The sequence below is a fragment of the Janthinobacterium sp. Bl 1 genome, assembly GCF_058215535.1.
On sequence record NZ_CM177086.1, the window covers coordinates 3229215 to 3249682 of the forward strand.

Annotated in this window: 14 protein-coding genes; 8 read left to right on the top strand and 6 right to left on the bottom strand. The window is 61.6% G+C overall.

Annotated elements, in window-relative coordinates:
* Positions 1-67: 67 nt before the first annotated feature.
* From dsdA to AC4BCN_RS14385, 4 genes are all read left to right on the top strand, one after another.
* Positions 68-1399 carry a D-serine ammonia-lyase gene (gene dsdA, locus AC4BCN_RS14370; RefSeq protein ID WP_490490998.1) on the top strand — a complete coding sequence of 444 codons (1332 nt, stop codon included), beginning with the start codon at positions 68-70 and terminating at the stop codon, positions 1397-1399.
* Entirely contained in the window at positions 1399-2331 is a 933-nt protein-coding gene (gene dsdC, locus AC4BCN_RS14375; protein WP_490490999.1) for a DNA-binding transcriptional regulator DsdC, read from the top strand. The genes dsdA and dsdC overlap by 1 nt, the downstream gene beginning before the upstream one ends.
* Positions 2332-2493: 162 nt before the next feature.
* A complete protein-coding gene (locus AC4BCN_RS14380) occupies positions 2494-6810 on the top strand; it encodes an NACHT domain-containing protein (protein ID WP_338678558.1) in 4317 nt (1438 codons plus the stop codon).
* A gap of 140 nt (positions 6811-6950) precedes the next feature.
* Positions 6951-7772, top strand: coding sequence for a ferritin-like domain-containing protein (locus AC4BCN_RS14385; RefSeq protein WP_490491000.1), 822 nt, complete (start codon positions 6951-6953; stop codon positions 7770-7772).
* Positions 7773-7778: 6 nt separating this feature from the next.
* Here the strand turns inward: AC4BCN_RS14385 and AC4BCN_RS14390 are convergent, their stop codons facing one another.
* Positions 7779-11150 (bottom strand): hypothetical protein, encoded by a 3372-nt coding sequence (locus tag AC4BCN_RS14390; protein ID WP_490491001.1) that lies wholly within the window; start codon positions 11148-11150, stop codon positions 7779-7781.
* Positions 11151-11415: 265 nt separating this feature from the next.
* On the opposite strand from AC4BCN_RS14390, the gene AC4BCN_RS14395 reads away from it, so the two are divergent.
* A complete protein-coding gene (locus AC4BCN_RS14395) occupies positions 11416-11640 on the top strand; it encodes a hypothetical protein (RefSeq protein ID WP_490491002.1) in 225 nt (74 codons plus the stop codon).
* Here the strand turns inward: AC4BCN_RS14395 and AC4BCN_RS14400 are convergent.
* Entirely contained in the window at positions 11600-12697 is a 1098-nt protein-coding gene (locus AC4BCN_RS14400; protein ID WP_490491003.1) for a DNA topoisomerase IB, read from the bottom strand. The two genes, AC4BCN_RS14395 and AC4BCN_RS14400, sit on opposite strands and share 41 nt — an antisense overlap.
* Positions 12698-12789: 92 nt before the next feature.
* Here AC4BCN_RS14400 and AC4BCN_RS14405 point away from each other — a divergent pair, with 92 nt between their 5' ends.
* Entirely contained in the window at positions 12790-13173 is a 384-nt protein-coding gene (locus tag AC4BCN_RS14405; RefSeq protein WP_046685558.1) for a YkvA family protein, read from the top strand.
* Here AC4BCN_RS14405 and AC4BCN_RS14410 read toward each other — a convergent pair.
* From AC4BCN_RS14410 to AC4BCN_RS14425, 4 genes are all read right to left on the bottom strand, one after another.
* The gene (locus tag AC4BCN_RS14410) at positions 13170-13340 is read right to left on the bottom strand and encodes a hypothetical protein (protein WP_200873014.1); all 171 of its coding nucleotides are present in this window, start codon (positions 13338-13340) and stop codon (positions 13170-13172) included. The two genes, AC4BCN_RS14405 and AC4BCN_RS14410, sit on opposite strands and share 4 nt — an antisense overlap.
* Positions 13341-13431: 91 nt before the next feature.
* Positions 13432-14610 (bottom strand): serine hydrolase domain-containing protein, encoded by a 1179-nt coding sequence (locus tag AC4BCN_RS14415; protein WP_490491004.1) that lies wholly within the window; start codon positions 14608-14610, stop codon positions 13432-13434.
* Between the two features lie 109 nt (positions 14611-14719).
* Positions 14720-16015 (bottom strand): cation:proton antiporter, encoded by a 1296-nt coding sequence (locus AC4BCN_RS14420; RefSeq protein ID WP_490491005.1) that lies wholly within the window; start codon positions 16013-16015, stop codon positions 14720-14722.
* A 51-nt stretch (positions 16016-16066) separates the two neighbouring features.
* Positions 16067-17182: a mechanosensitive ion channel family protein gene (locus AC4BCN_RS14425; RefSeq protein WP_490491006.1), complete on the bottom strand. Its 1116-nt coding sequence runs from the start codon at positions 17180-17182 to the stop codon at positions 16067-16069.
* A gap of 260 nt (positions 17183-17442) precedes the next feature.
* Between AC4BCN_RS14425 and AC4BCN_RS14430 the strand changes: the two genes are divergently transcribed.
* Both AC4BCN_RS14430 and otsB read left to right on the top strand, forming a co-directional pair.
* The gene (locus AC4BCN_RS14430) at positions 17443-19707 is read left to right on the top strand and encodes an alpha,alpha-trehalose-phosphate synthase (UDP-forming) (RefSeq protein WP_128139417.1); all 2265 of its coding nucleotides are present in this window, start codon (positions 17443-17445) and stop codon (positions 19705-19707) included.
* Positions 19707-20468, top strand: coding sequence for a trehalose-phosphatase (otsB, locus tag AC4BCN_RS14435; protein ID WP_139091834.1), 762 nt, complete (start codon positions 19707-19709; stop codon positions 20466-20468). The genes AC4BCN_RS14430 and otsB overlap by 1 nt, the downstream gene beginning before the upstream one ends.

A 20468-nucleotide genomic window follows, 5' to 3' on the forward strand; every position in this document is an offset into this window, starting at 1 on the left:
TCAACCATCGTTTGCCAGCGGCGCCCGCATGCGGTCTAATCATGGTTTGTTCCTTCACGAGGTTGACATGCTGCCCACTTCCGCCATCGTCGCGCTGCGCGAAAAATTTCCCCTGATTACAGAACTGATGGCCTTGCAGCCCTTGAGCTGGTTCAATCCCGGCATTGCGCCGGCGGCCGAGGGCCTGAAAGACGTCGGCTTGACGGCCGATGACGTGGCGCAGGCCAGCGCGCGCCTGGCGCGCTTTGCGCCGTACCTGGTCAAGGCTTTCCCGGAAACGCAGGCCAGCGGCGGCATCATTGAGTCGCCCGTCGTGCCGTTGCCCGCCATGCAGGCGGTACCAGGTTTGGCGTTAGACATGACAAGCGGTCAGCTGTGGCTCAAGCAGGATAGCCATTTGCCCATTTCCGGCTCGATCAAGGCGCGCGGCGGCATCTATGAAGTGCTGAAACACGCGGAAACGCTGGCGCTGGACGCAGGCTTGCTGAAAGAGGGCGATGATTACAGCCTGTTGGCCAGCGACGCCGTACGGGCGTTTTTCGGCCAGTATGCGATCGCCGTCGGCTCGACGGGCAACCTGGGTTTGTCGATCGGCATCATGAGCGCGCGCCTGGGCTTTCGCGCCACCGTGCACATGTCGGCCGACGCGCGGCGGTGGAAGAAGGACAAATTGCGCAGCCACGGCGTCACCGTCGTCGAGTACGCGACCGACTACAGCGTGGCCGTGGAAGCGGCGCGCAAACAGGCGGAGAACGATCCCACCTGCCACTTCGTCGACGATGAAAACTCGCATGACCTGTTTCTCGGTTATGCGGTGGCGGGCCAGCGCCTGAAAGCCCAGTTCGCCGCAAAGAACGTCACGGTCGATGCGCAGCACCCCTTGTTCGTGTATCTGCCGTGCGGCGTCGGTGGCGGCCCCGGCGGCGTGGCCTTTGGCTTGAAGCTGGCCTTTGGCGATGCCGTTCACTGCATCTTCGTCGAGCCGACCCACTCGCCATGCATGCTGCTGGGCGTGTACACGGGCTTGCATGATGGCATCAGCGTGCAGGAGATCGGCATCGACAACCTCACGGCCGCCGATGGCCTGGCCGTGGGTCGCCCGTCGGGCTTCGTCGGACGCGCCATGCAAAGGCTGATCGACGGCTACGCCACCGTCACGGATGAAGAACTGTACCGCTTGCTGGCGACGCTGGAGCAGACGCGAGCTCTGCGCCTGGAACCGTCGGCCGTGGCCGGTTTCGCGGGCATTCCTGCCGTGCTGGCCGCGTCGCAATACCAGCGGCACCTGGGAACGGCCACGCACCTGGTGTGGGGCACGGGCGGCAGCATGGTGCCGGAGCAAGAAATGGCCGCTTACGTGGCGCGCGGCCGCGCCTTGCTGGCGGCTGGCGCCGTTTGATGCGGGCCAGCGCGCCGCGCGTGGCGACGCTGACGGCCAGCCAGTTCGCCAACCTGCACACGTTTCTCGTGGCGGCGCGCCATGCCAGTTTTGCGCTGGCCGCGCAGGAACTGGCGCTCACGCCCAGCGCCGTCAGCCACCGCATTGCGCGGCTGGAAGCGGGCCTGGGTCTGCGCTTGTTCGAGCGCCTGACGCGGCAGGTCAAGCTGACGCAGGATGGCGAACGCATCTTCGCCGCGCTGCAAATCGGCTGGGATGGCTTGCATGCGGCGCTGGCCGGCGGCGATGCGCTCACGGGCAGCATCACCGTGCATGCGCGCCCCTCCATCGCCCAATGCTGGCTCGTGCCGCGCCTGGCAGGCTTTACGGCGCAGTATCCGGACGTGTCGATCGATTTGCGTGTGGGGAACGACGCCGTCGACTTTCGCGCGGGACAGGTTGATCTGGCCTTGCATTACGGCGACGGCAGCTTTCCCGGCCTGGCATCGCGCAAGCTGATGGACGAATGGCTGGCGCCCGTCTGCAGCCCGGACTATGCGCGCGACCACGGCTTGCAGGGTGCGCCGCATCAGCTTCAAGGGGCGACGGTGCTGCACGACACCCTGGCCTGGCCCGCCTGCGCGCCCGATGCCGAGTGGCGGCTGTGGCTGAACGCGCAGGCGCCGGAGGTGAGCTTGCCCGCGCGCAGCCTGCGTTTCGACCGCGCCGACCTGTGCGCGCAGGCGGCCATCCACCACGCGGGCGTAGCCATGGGCCGGCGCCAGCTGGTGCAGCCGTGGCTAGATAGCGGCCAGATGATCCTGCCGTTTGGCGGCTTTGCCTTGGCCAGCCCGCAGGCGTATTACCTCGTGCACAGCGGACGCGCCGCGCTGCCGGCAAGAGTGCAGGCCTTGTTCGACTGGCTGCTGGGGCAGGTTTCAGTTAGTTGCTGAAACGCATTAAATGGTTTTCAACCTTTTACTAATACTCGTGAACTTAAGCTAGCCCCAGCACCCACTATTTTCTCAACTGATTGACTTGTGCCGATGTAAGGGGCATTGCCCTAAGATAATGGTATCATTTGAGCAATATAAACCATACAGAGTCAGCCCTAAATGATAGACTTCGTCGATCTGGAACGCCACTTCGCACCAATATACAAAGACAAGGATGCGGAACTTAACTGGAGTTTACATTTAGGACGAAAGTATGGAAATTGGCTTAATTGGGAAGAACTTCTCAAGCGTCGCCGTGTGGTCCTACTTGCGGAAGCGTTGTGCGGGAAAACCAAGGAACTTGAGCAAAGAGCCCTAATGCTAAGGGGGCAGGCGCACCCCGCGTTTTATGTTCGTATTGAGGATCTGATAGACCATGGCTTCATAGCCGCTCTGCGAAGGGAGGATGCTCAGTTGTTTGACGCATGGAAGCAGAGCGAGACGGGCGATGCCTGGTTTTTTCTTGATTCGGTTGATGAGGCCAGAATCAACAACAAGTCGTTTCCAAGTGCTCTCCGTACTCTCAGCAATGAACTGGGTAATGATAGCCTGAATCGAGCGTTTATTATTGTCAGTTGCCGAGTCAGTGACTGGAAAGGCAAGTCAGATCGCGAAGCAATTGAAACTGAATTACCTTTTGTTAATAATTTAGCCTGCCATGATCGTGACGAAATCTTATTAGGGCCTATTTTTGACAAGCATACAATAAAGACCCACACAACAATTTTGGATGAGGTGCCCAGGCCTAGTGATTTACTTGTTGTTCAGTTAGTTCCTTTGACCGACGACCAGAAGCTGAAAATGGCAGACGCTGCCAAAATTGACGGACGAGCGCTGCTTCGAGCTATTAATCAATCTGGTTTAGATGCGATGGCAGAGCGTCCTGGTGACTTTATAGACTTGATTGGTTATTGGGCTGAACATTCGCGCCTTGATTCGTTGATCGAAATGACGGCAGCAGGTGTACGTCGTAAGCTTCGCGAGGAGAACCAACACCGGGCCGGGTTGCTAAGTCCGGAGCGTGCAATGGATGGTGCGAGGCGACTGGCCGCTGCCTTAGTATTCGCCAAGACGTTTGCGCTGAAAGCGCCTGGGCAAGAGCCAGACCTGACCTTGTCGAAAGGTGCAATTAATCCTTCCGATATACTACATGACTGGCAACCCCATGAGGTCAACGCCTTATTACGTACCGGTGTATTTGCGCCAAGCACATACGGACGCATCAAGTTTCACCATCGGACTACACAGGAGTTCCTTGCTGCCTGTTGGTTGCGTACCTTGCTTGAGCATAATTGCCCCATATCTGAAATAAAAAGATTGCTCTTCGCGGATCCGTATGGCGCAAAGACTGCTGTTCCTTCATTACTTGCCGTAACCGCGTGGCTGTCCCAGTGGGTGCCTGAAGTCTGTCAGGAATTGATTGAGCGCGAACCTATTGCGCTAATTGTGCATGGTGATCCTAAATCTCTTTCCCTGCAGACTAGGGGGGCTTTGCTGAACTCCTACGCTCACCTAGATGCTGCCGGCAGGCTTGATTATGAATATATCGATAATCGAGCAGCATGGATGTTTTCGAATTCTGCGCTGGCAAAGGCAATCAATCTCGCTTGGCAAGCTAACTCCAAAGCGGGATTTAGACTGCATCTCTTACATTTCATCGAAGAAGGCCGGGTTGAAGCATGTGTGCACTTGGCGCGGCAGGCCGCTTGCGACGAATCTCAGGACGATATGCGTATAGCTGCTACCAGAGCCATGGTCGTATGCAACGATCATTCTGGGTTGAAAAAAATTGCAAGACAGTTGATTGCGGAACCGGAGCGATTGAATGCTCGTCTTGCACCCCGGTTGGCTGAGTTGCTTTACCCGAACTACCTGAATATCGCAGACCTTCTTATGCTGATCGAGCGCTCTGAGCAGGCAAGAAAATTCTCATCCGATGGCTTTGCTAGTTACCTTGCCACATTCCACAAGCAAACGCCATCTAGACTAGACAAGAAGAGATTGGTTGCTGGTATCGCGGATCTGGTTCTCGGTTCGGATCGTCTGAATGCCTCAAACGAAACTGCTACACGGTATACGGAACTTTGCAAGGGAATTGCAGATCTGGCGAATGCCGAATTTTCAGTATCCGGACGAGGTGAGATTGAGGATGGAATGTTGCACTTGTTGATGGCGGTCGAACGCGTCTTGGACTATTACCATGAGGACGCGGCTTTGCCTGCGCTTAAAGACAGGGTGCGTGCGGACAAACATTTGAATCGCCAACTGATGTGGGCCGATGCTGCTGCTTGGCGCAGTAGGCCAACAACGGATCATCCAATCGTCCATTTCTGTCAGATAGGCCCGTTCTATGGCCGTACTCTTTGGGGGACCGATGCAAGCGACCTAGACTGGCTTCTGAACGATGCACGGAGAATGTGTAGTGAAGATGATCGGCGTATTGCTTTCAGCGCGCTATGGCATGCGTTGAAAGATGATGAGGTATCGCCTTTACGTTTGCGTTTAGATCTATTGGCATTCGAAGATTTGGTATTGGGCAGGGATCTTGCTGAGTTCGTAAAACCAAGGGAACCAGATGCTTATGTACAGCAACAACTGGAGGCGAAGCTTGAGCATGAGAAAGAAGCTGCGAGAGCGAAACAATCCTGGCTTGATTTTCGTGAGGAGTTAAGCAAGAATCCGTCAATCCTCGACCATGCCGATACATTGATCTCTTGGCGAGGAGGCCAGCACAGGCTTTACACTTTGACGACATGGTTAAAAATGCGTGCCGCCAAAGACGGTAAGGACAATGTTATATCTTATTCACTTCTTAATGGCGTATTTAGCCATGAAGTTATCGAGCACTATGCTGCAGGTATGCGCCAAGTATGGCGACTGCGTAAACCCGTTCGGCCGAATGTTTCAGGCATTAACCGGACATTCACTCTCTTAAGCCGTCTGGCACTCGATGCATTGACTTTAGACAGCCAGAGCAGTGGTTGGGCCACGAATTTGAGTGAGATGGAAGTTAGGACTGCCATTCGTCACGCAACGATGGCAGGAACGATTAGATGTTCATGGGTTCATAAACTCGTCCTGGCTCGAACCGAGATAGCTTTACCGGAAATTGTTGCAGCATTGCAATATGAATTCGGCGCTAAGAACCAGTTCAACGATATCCTTTCAAATGCCGCCTATCATGACGTGCCGGGACAACAGATAGTTACCGAGAAAGTCTTTCTACATTTAAAGCGGAAGGAGCCGGCTGACAAGCAAACGTTGGATTACTGTAGTCGTATTGTCGCGCGTCACGTGGATTTCCTGACTAGAAAGGATGTGATTGCGCTGGCTCAAAAACGCTTACTTGTGCACATGGCTTCGTGGGACGATGAGCGGATTTCTGTTTATCTTCGGATTTTGGCATCAGTCGATGGCGATGGCTTAGCCAGACTCGTGTTCACGCAGCTCGTGCGCACATCAGCAGAGTCGGAGCCCGAGTTTGAATTAAGGGTACAACATTGGCTTGGTGCACTGTTTGACCGCCACACTAGCGATGGAGTCGCTTTGCCTGCGCTTCACAGTATGGGATTAGAGCTACTTGCCAAGTTTCTGAAATTGGCTTATCGCTATGTTCGCCCTCAGGACGATAGAACATCGGAAAGCGGCTCTACTGTTTCTCGAAGGGATCGCGCAGAGGGCGCGCGCAACTCTCTTCTGAATGAGGTGATGGTTAGACGCGAAACTGCTGCTTACGACGTATTGATGCAGATGGCAGGTAATCCGGAGTACGCACCCCATTCCATGCGGTTTTCGGAGTTGGCACATCGGAAGGCGCATGTGGATTCAGACATCGACGCTTGGACTGCTGCAGAGATTAATGACTTTGGCCATTTGCATGTCGCCCCTACAAAGAATGGAGGGCAACTGCTTCGACTTGTCATAGCGGTATTGTCCAACATAACCGATTCATTCCACAATGCCGATGCCTCCAGCCGTTCTCTTTTTGCCTTGGCTGATGATGAGGAAAAGGTACAGCAATGGTTGACCGAACGGTTGAATGATTTAAGCAAAGCGCGTTACCACGCTCATCGCGAACCGAAGGTCGCAGAGAGCAAGGAGCCAGATATCATAGTTTCATCAACATCTTGTTCAGCGCAGATCGCTATTGAAATCAAAAACGCGAACAAGAAGTGGACGGTCAAACAATACGAGACTGCTGTAAGGAAACAGCTGGCGAACTTCTATTTGCGCCCCCAAAATCGTCGTCATGGTCTGTTGGTTATTAGCTTGCATGCCCCCAGAAAGTGGCGTTTTGACGGAAAGAACATGAATTTCGATCAACTGATGTTGCATCTCATGCGCTATGCCGCACAAGTTACTGCAAATCAGATGGGGGCGATAGAAGTCCAGGTCATCGGCATAAACGCCTGCCGGCCGGCGAGGAGTGCAAATTGATCAGCATTGGGGAACGTCGACCCCTTCACCCTTTTGATGCTTTCCACTCATGACTAGACGAGAAATTGGAGTATGGGTAAGTTGCTTCTGATTTTGATACACTGCGCGCCTTGTTCAAGAGCGCACCAGAAGGAAGCACCATGCCGATATCCCCACTGACCTCCACCATAGCCGCAATGCCACAGGAATTGCGCACGACTGCGCTCGCCTGCCTGCTCGAACCGGACCCGGCAACGAAGGTGGCGATGGTGGCGGCCATGGCCGAAGCCCAGCTTTCTATCGATGCGCAAGCGCCTTTGGCGCCGACCGGCCCCGTGCCGGGCCGTCCCGAACGGCCGGAACTGGTGCCGCCGCGTCTGGTGGGGCGGCGGTCGATGATCACGCCGGAAGGGCGCGCCATGCTCGTGCATGCGCTCGCGCACATTGAGTTCAATGCCATGAATCTGGCGCTCGACGCGCTGTGGCGCTTCCCGGATTTGCCCTTTGACTACTACACGGACTGGCTGCGCGTGGCAAAGGAGGAAGCCACGCACTTTGCCATGCTGCAAGCGCACCTGCAGGTGCTGGGCCACACGTATGGCGATTTCCCCGGCCACGACAGCCTGTGGGAAATGGTCGACAAGACGCGCGGCGACGTGCTGGCGCGCATGGCGCTCGTGCCGCGCACCCTGGAAGCGCGGGGGCTCGATGCGATTCCGCCGCTGCGCGCCAAGCTGGCGCAGGCGGGCGACATGGCCGCCGCCGCCATCCTTGACATCATCCTGCGCGATGAAGTGGGGCACGTGGAAATCGGCAACCGCTGGTATGGCTACCTGTGCGATCAAAGGGGCCTGGAATTGCGCGCCACCTATGCCGAGCTGGCGCTGCGCTACGAAGCCCCGGCCCTGCGTGGTCCGTTCAACCTGGAGGCGCGGCGGCGGGCGGGGTTTTCGGAGCTGGAACTGTCCGATCTGCCCGCCTGACCATGCTTACGGATGGGCCGTGATGCTGATGTGCCAGTGGCTCAGGTGTCCCGTTTCGATGTGTATTTTTGCCGGCTTGGTCCAGGCGCCAGCGCCGGGGATATGGTCGGTAGTGGCGGCGGAAAAACGCCCGTCGACGAGGGCCCGCTTGACGAAGCTGGGGCCGATGTAGATGACGCGCGTGCCGGCCTGCGCCGCTTCCTGGGCCAGCATGGCGCGGTTCGCCGCGATCCACGCCAGCAGGGCTGCCAGTTTCGGCTTTTGCGCGGCATTGGCCACCACTTCCGCCTTGGCGGCATTGATCAGATTTTGAATGGCTGCGCCATCGTTCTGGCCGCCCAGCGCGTCCGTGTAGCCGCCCGCGCCGTCCGCGTAGCGCAAGTCGATCTGCTGGCCGTCGCTGTGGCCGCTGTGGCCGAGGATGGAGCGGCCCGTTGCCGTCTGCGTCACGTGCTGGCCGCTGATGTCGTCGAAACGGTAAGCCTTGCCCGCCAGCCAAGCGATGGCCAAGCGCGTGGCCCACGAATCGCCGCCAGCATCGCGCGTGCCGTAGCGCCGCCCCGCCAGCGCCGTCTCGTTGTTGGCCAGGTACAAGGGAATGTAGGCCGTGTCGCCCTTGAACTCCACTTGCCCGCCTTCGGCCGGGTCGGAGCTGGCATCGACGTTATCGACGCTGCCCTTCAGGCGCACCGTGACGACGGCCTTCTTGTCGAGTTTGGCGCCGGCAAAGGCGGGCAGCACCAGGCCGGGAAATTTTACGGTGCCGGCGGTCTTGGTATTCGTCTGGGACAATAAATTCTCCGTGCTGAAGGCGGGAGTGCCGCCGCCCGACGATATGCCGATGTTGATTTCCGTAATCTTTGCCGCCGCCGGCGTGTAGTGCAATTCCATCGGCAAGGTGTGCGTGGCCGTGGCCGTTCCCTGCGAGACGGAAACATACGGCCCCGCCAGATTGCCCGTCAGCTTGATCGGCTGCAGCACGGGGTGGGCGGCCTGGTTCGGCGAGCTGAACTTCGCCAGCGTCACCTTCAAACCCTTGCACGCGAGACTCAGTTCCACCGTCGTCACGGTGGCCAGGGCGCTGTCGCCGATATTCGTGGCGCTGACGTTGCCGCCCAGGTTCAGCGCGCCATTGTTGGTCTGCTTGCTGACGTCGACGCACTCCGTCCTGACGATGGTGCCTTGCGTGAAGTGCGACTGGTTGACGGCGCCTGTGGCGGCCAGGCTGACGCCGGGCAAGCCGGTCACGGCGTATGACCAGGTATCGTTGTACTGGCTTTGCGCCGTCGTGTAGGTGGGATACTCGGCCGTGCTGACGGTGATTTTCACGCCCACGTTTTTCGTGTCCTTGGGTACGGTGAAGGCGATGGGTGACGTAATGGTCTGGTTTTGCGCGGCTGCAATGGCCGTGAAGGTCTTGCTGCCCTCGTCAGCCTGCGGCGTGGCGCCGCCCGCGGCGCGGGGGCTGGCGGGCAGGTCGCGCGCAGGCGGGCCGGCGCCATCCTGCGTGACGCTGCCGGCCGCATAGGTCTGCGCCCCGCCGCGCAGAGCCAGGCTAGTCCCATACGGATAGACGATGTCGACATTGACGTTGCTGCTGTTCTCAAAAACGACGGCACTGACGCTGACCACGTTCGGGTGGACCAGGTCGTTCAAGGTCAGCTGGTAGGTATCGGGCAGTACGCCGTCGAAATGGAAGGCGCCCGTGGCGTCAACCACGGCCACCTGGCGCTGGTGGTTGTTGTAGCCGGCCAATAGCATTTTCTTGCCGGCCAGTCCTGTGGCATTGCCGCCCGCCGGCGTGCGCAGTTGTCCTTGCAGCACGATGCCGGATTTGATGACGATCAAGGCATAGCTGGCAGTGAATTCCCCATCCTGCGAAACGAAATTGAGGTTCAAGTCGTAGCTGCCGTTGGGCAAGGATGCCAGCAGTTGCTGCATGGCCGTGGCGCCGATGCTGAAGGTGCCGCTGGCCGCATCGAACGTCCAGTAGCTCTTGAGGCTGATGGCCACGTCATTCGGGCCGGACAGCAGGCCGTCGCTGTCATCCTGCAAGGCCATGGGGGCCGCATCCACGAGGCGGAACGCGAGGCCGCCCGGCTGCAGGCGGTTGTTCGGCCCCAGTCCCGTGATGGCCAGCACGGGCGCCGTGGTCGGTACGCTGCCGTCGTCGCGTGGTTCCACATAGGTTTCCACGGCCGTGGGCAGTGCCGTCTGGATCAGCAGGTCCAGTGTCGTGACCTTGCCGCCCTTGCTGAGGGAAAATTGCGCGTGCTGGTCGACACCCGTGTCGCCGGGTGTGGAAAAGCGCAGGCTGCCGTCCTGCAGCAGCACGTCCGTGACGGCGCCGCTGGCCTTGACGCTGTCGGCGCCGTCGGGAAAGCCCAGCTCGGCCAGCGGCAGCACGACCACTTGCGCTGGCCGCACGGGCTCGAGGACGATGCCGTCGCCGGTGCTGAAGGTCCACGTCAGGCCCGTGCTCTGGAAGGCGATGCTGCGCTCGATGCGCACGGTGATGGTGTCGGCCGGCGTGACGGTGGCGCCCGCGCCGATGCTGCCGGCCAGTACGTCGCCATCGATGATGGTGCTGCCTGCGGGCGCGCTGGCCAGCACGGCTTGCACGTTGACGGCCGCTTCGCTGCCATTGTTACGGATGTGCACGCGGTAGGTGTAGTCCCAGGCCGTGCGGTTGACGCGCTGCTCGGCCACTTTTTCCAGCAAGGTCACTTCCAGGTCGCCGGCGGCCTGGGCGGTGGTCGCGCCGGCCAGCATGACCTTCGGCGCGGCCGGCTGCGTGGGATCGTTCGGCCCGCCGCAGGCGCACAGGCTCAGTGTCAGCCCCGTGGCCAGCGCGGCGCCCGCCAGCTGCCGGCGCCGCAGGCAGGCCATGGCCAGTATACCCGCCAGCAACAGCCATGGCGTGGATGGCAGGGCGACGGCGGCCGGCTGCGTGATGCCCGCCTCAAGCTCGATGAAGGAGACAGGGTCGAGGATGGAAAACGGCTGGGCGCCGGGGCTGCCCGCGCCCAGGTAATCGAAGGTGACGGAAAAGCCCGTGAGCGTGGCGCCGGGGACGATGCCGCCGGCCAGCGCCAGCGCGTCGAGGTAGCCGCTGGCGGGAATGGCGGGATCAGGCTGCACCACCAGCACGTCCCAGCCTGGTAGCGTGAAGCCGCTCTGCAGGTTGGCGTACTGGCCCACGCTGAAGAACAAGGTGAATTCCTCGATGGGCACGGCCAGGGTGGTGTTGCTGACCGTATAGTCGTAGCGCCACTGCGTGCCGCCCAGCGATGTTGCCGTGTAGCCGATGCTGGCGGCGTGCGCGGCGGACATTGCGCACAGCAGCAGCGCCAGCAGCGCCTGTTTGATAAAGCTCATGATCGTTCCCCCCATAGACTGGCGCCAAGCGTGCCCAGGCAGGAGGTCAAGCAGGAAGCGTTCCTGTATTAATTGTGCTGCAAAAACAAGGGCTTGGCGGGAACGGGACGGAGCAGGTGTCAAATTTTCCGACACGGCACCTTATGGCTGAGCCTGTCAGCGCTGTCCTACCCGTCTTGTCGAAACTGTCTGATTGTATGCCTTGCAGAAACACGCGATGATCGTGTTCATGCTGCAACAGCCAACCAGTCCGACGGAGTATGCGATGCAAAAGCCAGACCAGTCCATCCACGTGAACAAGCCATTCCTGCTGATCTGCCTGTTTACGTTCTCGACCCTGGCCGCCACCTTGATGAATACGGGCGAGGCGCAGCCGGACGATGGCGTGCCGGCCCCCGTGGCGCGCGATGCCGGTCACGGCGCCTTGCCGGTCTGCAGCAGCGACGCCCTTACGCTGTCGGCCCAGTGCCAGCCGGCGCGCCAGGCTTGACCGTTGCGGCGCCCTGCAGCCGCTGTTGCAGCAAGGCCAGCACGGCCGCTTCTTCCGGCGCCAGCGCCTGCAAATCGTCCTGCATCTGCTGCCGCGCCCGCGCCTGCATGCCTTCCAATAAACTGCCATCGAGATACGATTCCAGCACGGCCGGGTGCACATAGCACTTGCGGCAGATCGTCGGCGTGTTGCCCAGCTTTTTCGCCACGGACTCGATCGCCTGCACGATGTTTTTCTTCGCTTGCGCATCGGAATCGACCTGTTCGAACGCCTGCAGGGCCAGCGCGGCCAGCAGGGTGCCGGACCAGGTGCGGAAATCCTTGGCCGTGTAGTCTTCGCCCGTTACCTCGCGCAGATAATCGTTAACGTCGCCTGAACCGATGCCGTGGCGCACGCCATCCTCATCGACATATTGAAACAGTTCCTGTCCCGGTAGTTCGCGCATGCGCTGCAGCACCCTGGCCAGGCGCCGGTCGCTCAGGCGGATATCGTGGCGCACGCCGCTCTTGCCCTTGAAGTGGAAGGCCACGGCGCTGCCGTCGACCTGTACGTGGCGCGTGCGCAGGGTGGTCAGGCCGAACGATTTGTTCGTGCGCGCATATTCCTCGTTGCCGATGCGCATCATCGTCAATTCCAGCAGGTGCACGATGGTGGCCAGCACTTTTTCACGGGGCAAGCCTGGCAGCTGCATGCCGCGCGCGACCGCGGCGCGGATGGCGGGCAGGGCGCGGCCAAAGCTGAGCATGCGCTCGTATTTCACTTCGTCGCGCACCTGGCGCCAGCGCGCATGGTAGCGGTATTGCTTGCGGCCCCGCGCATCGCGCCCCGTCGCCTGCAAATGGCCATTCGCGTGCGGGCAGATCCACACGTCCGTCCAGGCCGGCGGGATGGCCAGCGTCTTGATGCGCGCCAGGGTGGCGGCATCGCGCACGATCTGGCCATCTGCATCGCGGTAACGGAACTTGCCTGGCTTGCCCAATCGGGCGATGCCGCTCTGATGGTCGCCCGTGTAGCGCAGGCCGGCGGCGCGGGCCGTGGTGGTGGCGGATATTTCCATGGATATAGCGTACCTTGTACGCCGCGCACCCGCCGCGCCGTTATGCTAAGGTGCGCATTCGTAACGCCGTGCGCGGCAGACAGGAGCAGCAGATGTTTGGCAGAAAAAAGAATCTGGAAGAAGACCACGCCCCCCAGGCCGACAAGCAGTATGAAAAGAAATACACGGATGACAGCTTCTGGGACAAGGTCGTCAAGTTCGCCAAGACGGCGGGACGCGAAGTCATCGAGAAAGCCCTGTGGCTGTACTACGCGGCGCAGCAGCCGAACACCCCGTTGTGGGCCAAGACGGCCATCTATGGCGCGCTCGGCTATTTCATTTCGCCCATCGATGCAATTCCCGACATCACGCCCGTGGTCGGCTATGCGGATGACCTGGCCGTGCTGGCGGCGGCCGTCGCCACGGTGGCCACCTACATCACGGCCGAGGTCAAGGAACGGGCCGCCGAGAAACTGCGCGGCTGGTTCGGCGCCTAGCCTGCCGGAGCGGGCTGGCCCGGTTGGCCTTTGATGGCGTTGCGGTACTTGGCCCTGGCCTCGGCCTTCTTGACCGCCTCGTTGGCGATGTTCTGCGCCTTGATGCGGGCTTTTTCACTCTTGCTGCGCTGTTGCGCCACGTCCTTGTTGCCGATGCGGTTAGTCATGCCGGTCTCCTTGTTGAGTGTCAAATCTGACCAGCACAGCATACGTTCTTGCCCGGGCGCCACCGTGCGCCCGCTCACACAAGCGGCATGCCTACCGCGCTTGCGCGCCGCCGCCATGGGCCAGCAGGCGCAGCACGACTTCTTTCTGGAATGAACGAAACTCCTTGTCGGCGCTGACGTTGGCGAAGGCCAGTACGGCCGTCTTGCTGGCCCGGTCGACGCAGACGACGGACGCGGCGCCCGGGTCGCCGCCGCTGTGCGTGGCCAGCGGCCTGCCGTTGACGTCGCGCAGCAGCCACACCAAAGCCTGGCGCACGGATGAATCGGCAGGCACGACGGGGGCCGCTTGCGGGGCAAAAAACATTTGCAGGGTGGAATCTTGCAGGTAGCGGTGGCCATCGACCCGGCCGCCATTGCTGAAGATGGCCAGGAAGCGGGCAAAGTCATGCGCCGAGCTGCGCAGCAGGCCGGCAGGCCAGTCCGGATAGCCGACGGGCGGCAGCGCTTGCAGGCCCGGTTCCTTGTGCGCATACGGCTGGGCAACGACGGTGCGCCGCGGCAAACCGGCCAGATTCCACGCCGTGCTGTCCATGCCCAGCGGTTCGAACAGGTGCTCGTGCGTAAAGGCGTCGAGGCCATCGGGGTTCAAACGGCCCACCAGATAGCCGAGCAGGGCGATGCCGACATTGCTGTAGCGCCATTCCGTGCCGGGCCGGGCCGCAAACGACACGTCCGCGTCGTACCAGGCGCCGCCGCGCGACAGGTAACCCTTGACGAAGTCGCGCAGCGGTAACCGCGGGTCGCCCTGGACGGCAAACGTCGTCGTCTTTTCGTACACGGCGTCGGAAATGCCCGAGGTGTGGCTGAGCAAATGGCGAAAGGTGATCGGCACGTCGGGAAACTTCGGATGCATGAGCGGGAAGTCCAGGTAGGCCGCCACCTTGTCGTCGAGCTGGAAGGCGCCTTGCTCCAGCAGCATCATGACGGCCGTGGCCGTGACGAGCTTGCTGACGGAGGCGACATGGAACACCGTGCTGGCATCGACCTTCTTGCCGGCCTGGATGTCGGCCCAGCCATAGCCGCGCGAGAAAATCGTTTGCTCGCCGCGCACCACGGCCACGCTCATGCCCGGCGTTTCCGTGCGGGCCAGGCCATCGCGCATGAAGCCGTCAAATGCCGTTTCCCACGCCAGCCTGGCCGGATCGGTGGCGCAGCCCGTTTGCAGCAGGGCCATCGAGACGCCCAGTCCCAGCACGCTTCTTCGTTTCATTGCTTCTCTCTTTTGCCATTTTTAATTATCTTAACAATATTTCCGCCCGCCATAGGGGCAATTGATAAAACATTGCTGCGGAGCAATGACAAACAGGCGCAGATGGCGCTTATTTGCGCCAGTAACGTTCCAGCAGCGGTTTGACCGTCAGGCCGTGGGCGACGATGGACAGGATGACGACGACCAGGGTGATGTCGGCCAGTTCGCGCGCCAGGCCGTCCGCCAAGCCATGCGCGATGGCATAGCTGAGGTAATACAGCGAGCCGATGCCGCGCACGCCGAACCAGGCGGCCAGCCCGCGCAGGCGCATGCTGGTGCCCGAGGCCAGCAGACCGAGCATCACGCTGGCCGGGCGTGCCACCAGCAGCAGGAACAGCGCCACGCTCCACGCCTGCCAGCTCCAGGCGGCGGCCGTGACGGCGCCGCCCAGCAGCAGCACCAGGGTCAGTTCGGACAGGCGTTCCAGATGTTCCTTGAAGACGAGGGATTCGCCGCTGACGGTCAGCGTCACGTCGCTGTCGTGCGGCCTGGTGGCGGACACGGCATGCGTTTCCTCGGCCTGCAGCAAGCCGTGCCGGTCTTTCGGCGCGCCGGCCAGCCGCAGTTCCGTCTGGCGCAAGGCCACGCCGGCGAAGAACACGGCCAGAAAGCCCCACGCGTGCAGCCACGTGGACACGCCATACACGAGGGCGATCAAGCCCAGGGCCGCCAGGTCGTCCAGCATCGCGTGTTTCGGCTCCTTCGCGCGCACCTGCCAGCCCAGCCAGGCCAGCAGCGCGCCGCCCGCCGCGCCCAAGGCGATGGCGCCCGCGCTGGCCCAGACCAGATCGCGCCACATCCAGGTAACTCCGTGCGGCCCCAGCTCATGCAGGCCTAGCAAGCCCAAGCCCAGCATGACGAAGGGAAAGCCGCTGCCATCGTTCATGCCCGCTTCGCTGGTCAGCATGAAGCGCAATTGCTCGCGGTCGCCCGCATGGCGCAGCTGCACGTCCGTGGCCAGCACGGGGTCGGTGGGGGCGAGGATGGCACCCAGCAGTATGCCCGCGCCCAGGGGCAGGCCCAGCACCAGGCACGCAAAGGCCGCCACCAGGGCCACGGAGATGGCCATCGACAGCCACGCCAGGCGCAGCGGCGCCAGCCAGCGCGCCAGGCTGAAGGGCACGGGCATCTTGACGCCGGCGGAGAACAGGGAGATGAGGACGGCAATTTCCGTCAGGGTTTCCAGCAGGGGCGCTTGCTGCACCAGGTCGAACGAAAACAGGCCGAGGAACATGGGCCCCAGCAGCAGGCCCACGCCCAGGTAAGCCATGGCCGAGGTCAAGGGCAGGCGCGCGATGCCGTCGGCGCCCAGGCCACGCGCCAGCATCAGGCAACCGATCAGGATGAACCAGGCGGTGGTGCTCATGTGAACCATTGTAGCGGCGCGCGGGCAATGGCAGCGCGCCGCACGGTTTTTTTATGCTTTGTGCAGCGACACGCTGTCGTTCTGCGCCTGCATGCCATGCAGCTCGATGGGGTCATGCGTCGAGCGCAAGCGGGGCAGGCCGTGCGGATAGTGCGTGGTGATAAAGGCCAGCATCTGCTCGCGTACCATGCAGCGCAATTCGAACGCCTTGCCTGAATCGACAGCACTGATGAGGAAACGCACGCGCACGGCCCGCTCGTTCGAATCCGTCGCCTGCACCGTGCAGACGCGGCCATCCCATTGGGTGCCGCCGTCGCAGATGCGCGTCAGTTCAGTACGCAGGGGCTCGATCGGGATGCTGAAATCGAGCCACAGGAACACCGTGCCCAGGATCTCGGAGGAGGTATGCGTCCAGTTCTCGAACGGATTTTCAATGAACCACTGCAGCGGCACGATCAGGCGGCGCTCGTCCCACACGCGCACGACCACGTAGGTGCCCTTGATTTCCTCGACCGTGCCCCATTCTCCGTTGACGATCAGCACGTCGTCGATGCGGATCGGTTGCGAGAACGCAATTTGCAGGCCTGCGATGAAATTGCCGAGCACGGGACGGGCGGCAATACCGGCCACCAGGCCCGCCACGCCGGCCGAGGCCAGCAGGCTGGCGCCGATCTGCCGCGCGCCGGGCAAGGTCAGCAGCACGAAGGACAGGCCCAGGAGGACCACGATGGCGTGCGCGCTGCGCGTGAGCACGCGGGCCTGGGTGATCCGGCGCCGCGCGCGCAGGTTGTCGGCCGCGTCGACGGGATTGATCTGGGAAATCGTGATGCTGAGCGACTCGATGCATTGCATGGCCAGCCAGGTCAGCGCGATGATCAGCGCCACGCTGGCCAGGTGCGACATGGCGACCAGGCCCGGCGTGTCGTCGGGTGCGCTGGCCAGCACCATGCGCAAGCCGAAGACGATCAGGCTCAGCTGGCTGGCGCGGAAGGCCACGCGCGCGACGTTGCTGGCAAGCGGGTGGCCATTGGCCAGTCTTTTCAGCAGGCCGATGCCGGCCCGATGCACGCCGATGGCAACCAGGGTGACGAGCAGGGCGGAAACGAGCACGGTCAGCGCCGAGCGCAGCGGGCCTCCCATCAGCGAGTGGAACGTGCTGAGATCCATAGGCGAAAACTCCTTGTTATTAGGTGAAATGGATGTCGGAAGCGGGTATTTTACGGGCAGATGGCGTTACGGGGAGGTGCGTTGCCGAACGGATAAGACCTGCGTCAACGTGGATACTGGAACCAATTGCTGCGCTGCGCCATGTCACGTTGACGTTTCAATACGGAAAGCAAACGGGCGTCGCCGCAGTGGAAACATAGTCATACTTGCCATGCTTTTTGTTTTTGCAAAGGAAAACGATGATAGTACGATCACTCCGAATGTCCTTGCGCTTCATCCTGCCACTGGCCCTGGTGCTGGGACTGTTTGCCTATATTGTGGTACCCCTGCTCGACAACATCACCCTGCGCTGGTATGTGCGTGATCTCGACAGCCGGGCAGAATTACTCGCCGGAACCCTCCGGCCTTCGCTCACCGAATACCTGCCCGCGCAAGACGCCACGCGCATCAGCGAACTGTTCCAGGGCGCCACACGCGATGAGCGCCTGATCGCCATCGGCTTTTGCGACAATGCGGGCCATTTGCTGTACCAGTCCGCGCAATACCCCGCTTCGATCGGCTGCTGGAGCACGCCTTCCACGGGCGGCTTGTACAAATCCCTGGCGCAATTGCCGCAAGGGCAAGTCCACATCAGCGAAACGCCCGTGATGCAGGATGCGTCCCAGCTGGGACGTCTGGTGCTGGTGCAGGACATGAGCTTTGTCGAGCGCCGCAATACCGATACCAAACGTTTTATCTTTGCCTTCCTGGCTGTGCTGGCCGTGCTGATTTCCCTGATGACCGTGTTCGTGGCCCACCTGAGCTGGCGCGGCTGGCTGGCGGCCGTTAAGGACATTTTGCGCGGCGAATTGCTGTCGAAGAATAATCCCGCCGTTGCCGCCGCCGCACCGGCCGCCGCGCCCGCGCCGCCGCCGGAAATGCAGCCGCTGATCGGCGACTTGCGTGAATTGCTGCAGGAATACCATCTGGAACGCCAGGGAGATAACGGCTGGTCGTCCGACTGGACGCCGGACAAGCTGCGCGCCTTGCTGGAAGCGGACTTGTCCGGCGACCAGGTGCTCGTGGTATCGAACCGCGAGCCGTATATCCACACCAAAACAGAGACCGGTGTTGCGGTGCAGCGTCCCGCCAGCGGCCTGGTGACGGCCGTGGAAGCCGTGATGCGCGCCTGTTCCGGCACGTGGATCGCGCATGGCGCCGGTTCCGCCGACCGCGAGACGGTGGATAAACTCGACCACGTGCCCGTGCCGCCCGACAATCCCAGCTATACCTTGCGCCGCGTGTGGCTGACGCAAGAGGAAGAGCAGGGCTATTATTATGGCTTCGCCAATGAAGGCATGTGGCCGCTGTGCCATATCGCCCATGTGCGCCCCGTGTTCCGCTCGTCCGACTGGGAACAGTATGTGAAGGTCAACCGCCGCTTTGCCGACGCCGTGATCGCGGAAGCGAAGACGGACAACCCCGTCGTGCTGGTGCAGGATTACCACTTTGCATTGCTGCCGCGCATGGTGCGCGAAGCCTTGCCGAAGGCGACGATTATCACTTTCTGGCATATCCCGTGGCCGAACTCGGAATCGTTCGGCATTTGCCCATGGCGCGAGGAAATCCTCGACGGTTTGCTGGGCAGCACGATCCTCGGCTTCCACACGCCATTCCACCGCAAGAATTTCCTCGAAACGGTGGACCGCTACCTGGAAACGCGCATCGAGCCGGAAGCATCGACCATTTCCTATGGCGGCGAGATGACGCAAGTCGAGGATTATCCGATTTCCATCGCCTGGCCGGAAGATAACCCGGACCAGCCCGACGTGGCCACCTGCCGCGCGCAAATCCGCAGCGAACTGGGCGTGACGCCCAACCACTTGCTGGGCATCGGCGTGGACCGCCTCGATTACACGAAAGGCATCGTCGAGCGCTTTCAGGCCGTCGAGCGCATGCTGGAACAGCAGCCCGGTATGGTTGGCAATTTTACTTTTGTGCAAATCGCCGCTCCCAGCCGCGCTTCGCTCGATGAGTATCAAAGTTTTGACGCCCGGGTGCGCAAGATGGTCGAGCGCATCAACCGCCGCTTCGGCAGCGGCAACTACGTGCCCATCCTGCTGAAAGCGGAACACCATGGCCAGGACGACTTGCAGCGCTATTTCCGCGCTTCCGAAGTGTGCATGGTGACGAGCTTGCATGACGGCATGAATCTGGTGGCCAAGGAATTCATCGCCGCGCGCGACGACGAACTGGGCGTGCTCGTGCTGTCGCAATTCACGGGCGCCGCGCGCGAGCTGCACGAAGCGCTGATCATCAACCCCTACCATATCGAGCAGGGCGCCGAAGCCCTGTACCGCGCGCTCGTGATGCCGCCCGTGGAACAGCGCGAGCGCATGAAGAGCATGCGGGCCCGTGTGAAACATTTCAATGTCTACCGCTGGGCCGGACGCATGCTGCTCGATGCGGCCCGTTTGCGCCAGCGCGACAAGGTCATGACCAAGATCGATGCCCACAGCCGCATCAAGCGGCGCAAGGGGATCTGATGGCGGAGATTCCCGACGATAGCGCAGCCTTGCTGCAACTGCTGAGTACGCCCGGCAGCGCCGTCTTCTTCGACTTCGACGGCACCCTGGTCGACCTGGCGCCCACGCCCGACGGTGTGCGCCTGGAAACGGGCGTGGTCGATGCGCTGATGCTGCTGGCGCGCTGGCATGGCGGCGCGCTGGCCCTCGTTTCCGGCCGCCCCGTGGCGCAGATCGATGCCATGCTGGCGCCCCTGATCTTGCCCGTGGCCGGCGTGCATGGCGTGGAACGGCGCGGCGCCGATGGCACGCGGCATGTGGCGGCCACGCCCGACGTATCGCTCGTGCTGGCGCATGCCCGCGCGCTGGCGGCGATGTACCCCGGCTTGCTGGTGGAACACAAGCGCGGCGCCGTGGCCCTGCATTACCGGTTGGCGCCGGAACTGGAGCAGCTGTGCTTGCAGGAAATGACGCTGGCCGTGCAAGCGTGCCCCGGTCTTTTGCTGTTGCATGGCAAAATGGTTCTGGAAGCCAAGCCGGCCGCCACGGACAAGGGCGGCGCCATCGCTGCCTTCATGGCCGAGGCGCCGTTCAAGGGACGCCGGCCCGTGTTCGCGGGCGACGATACCACCGACGAGGCAGGCTTTGCCTATGTTCAACAAATTGGGGGGCAGGGCGTGAAAGTGGGCAGCGGCCCCAGCGCCGCCAGCCTGCGCCTGGCCAGCCCGGACGTGCTGCGCACCGTATTGCTGGCCGCGTCCGTATCCCCGTTCAAGGAGTAG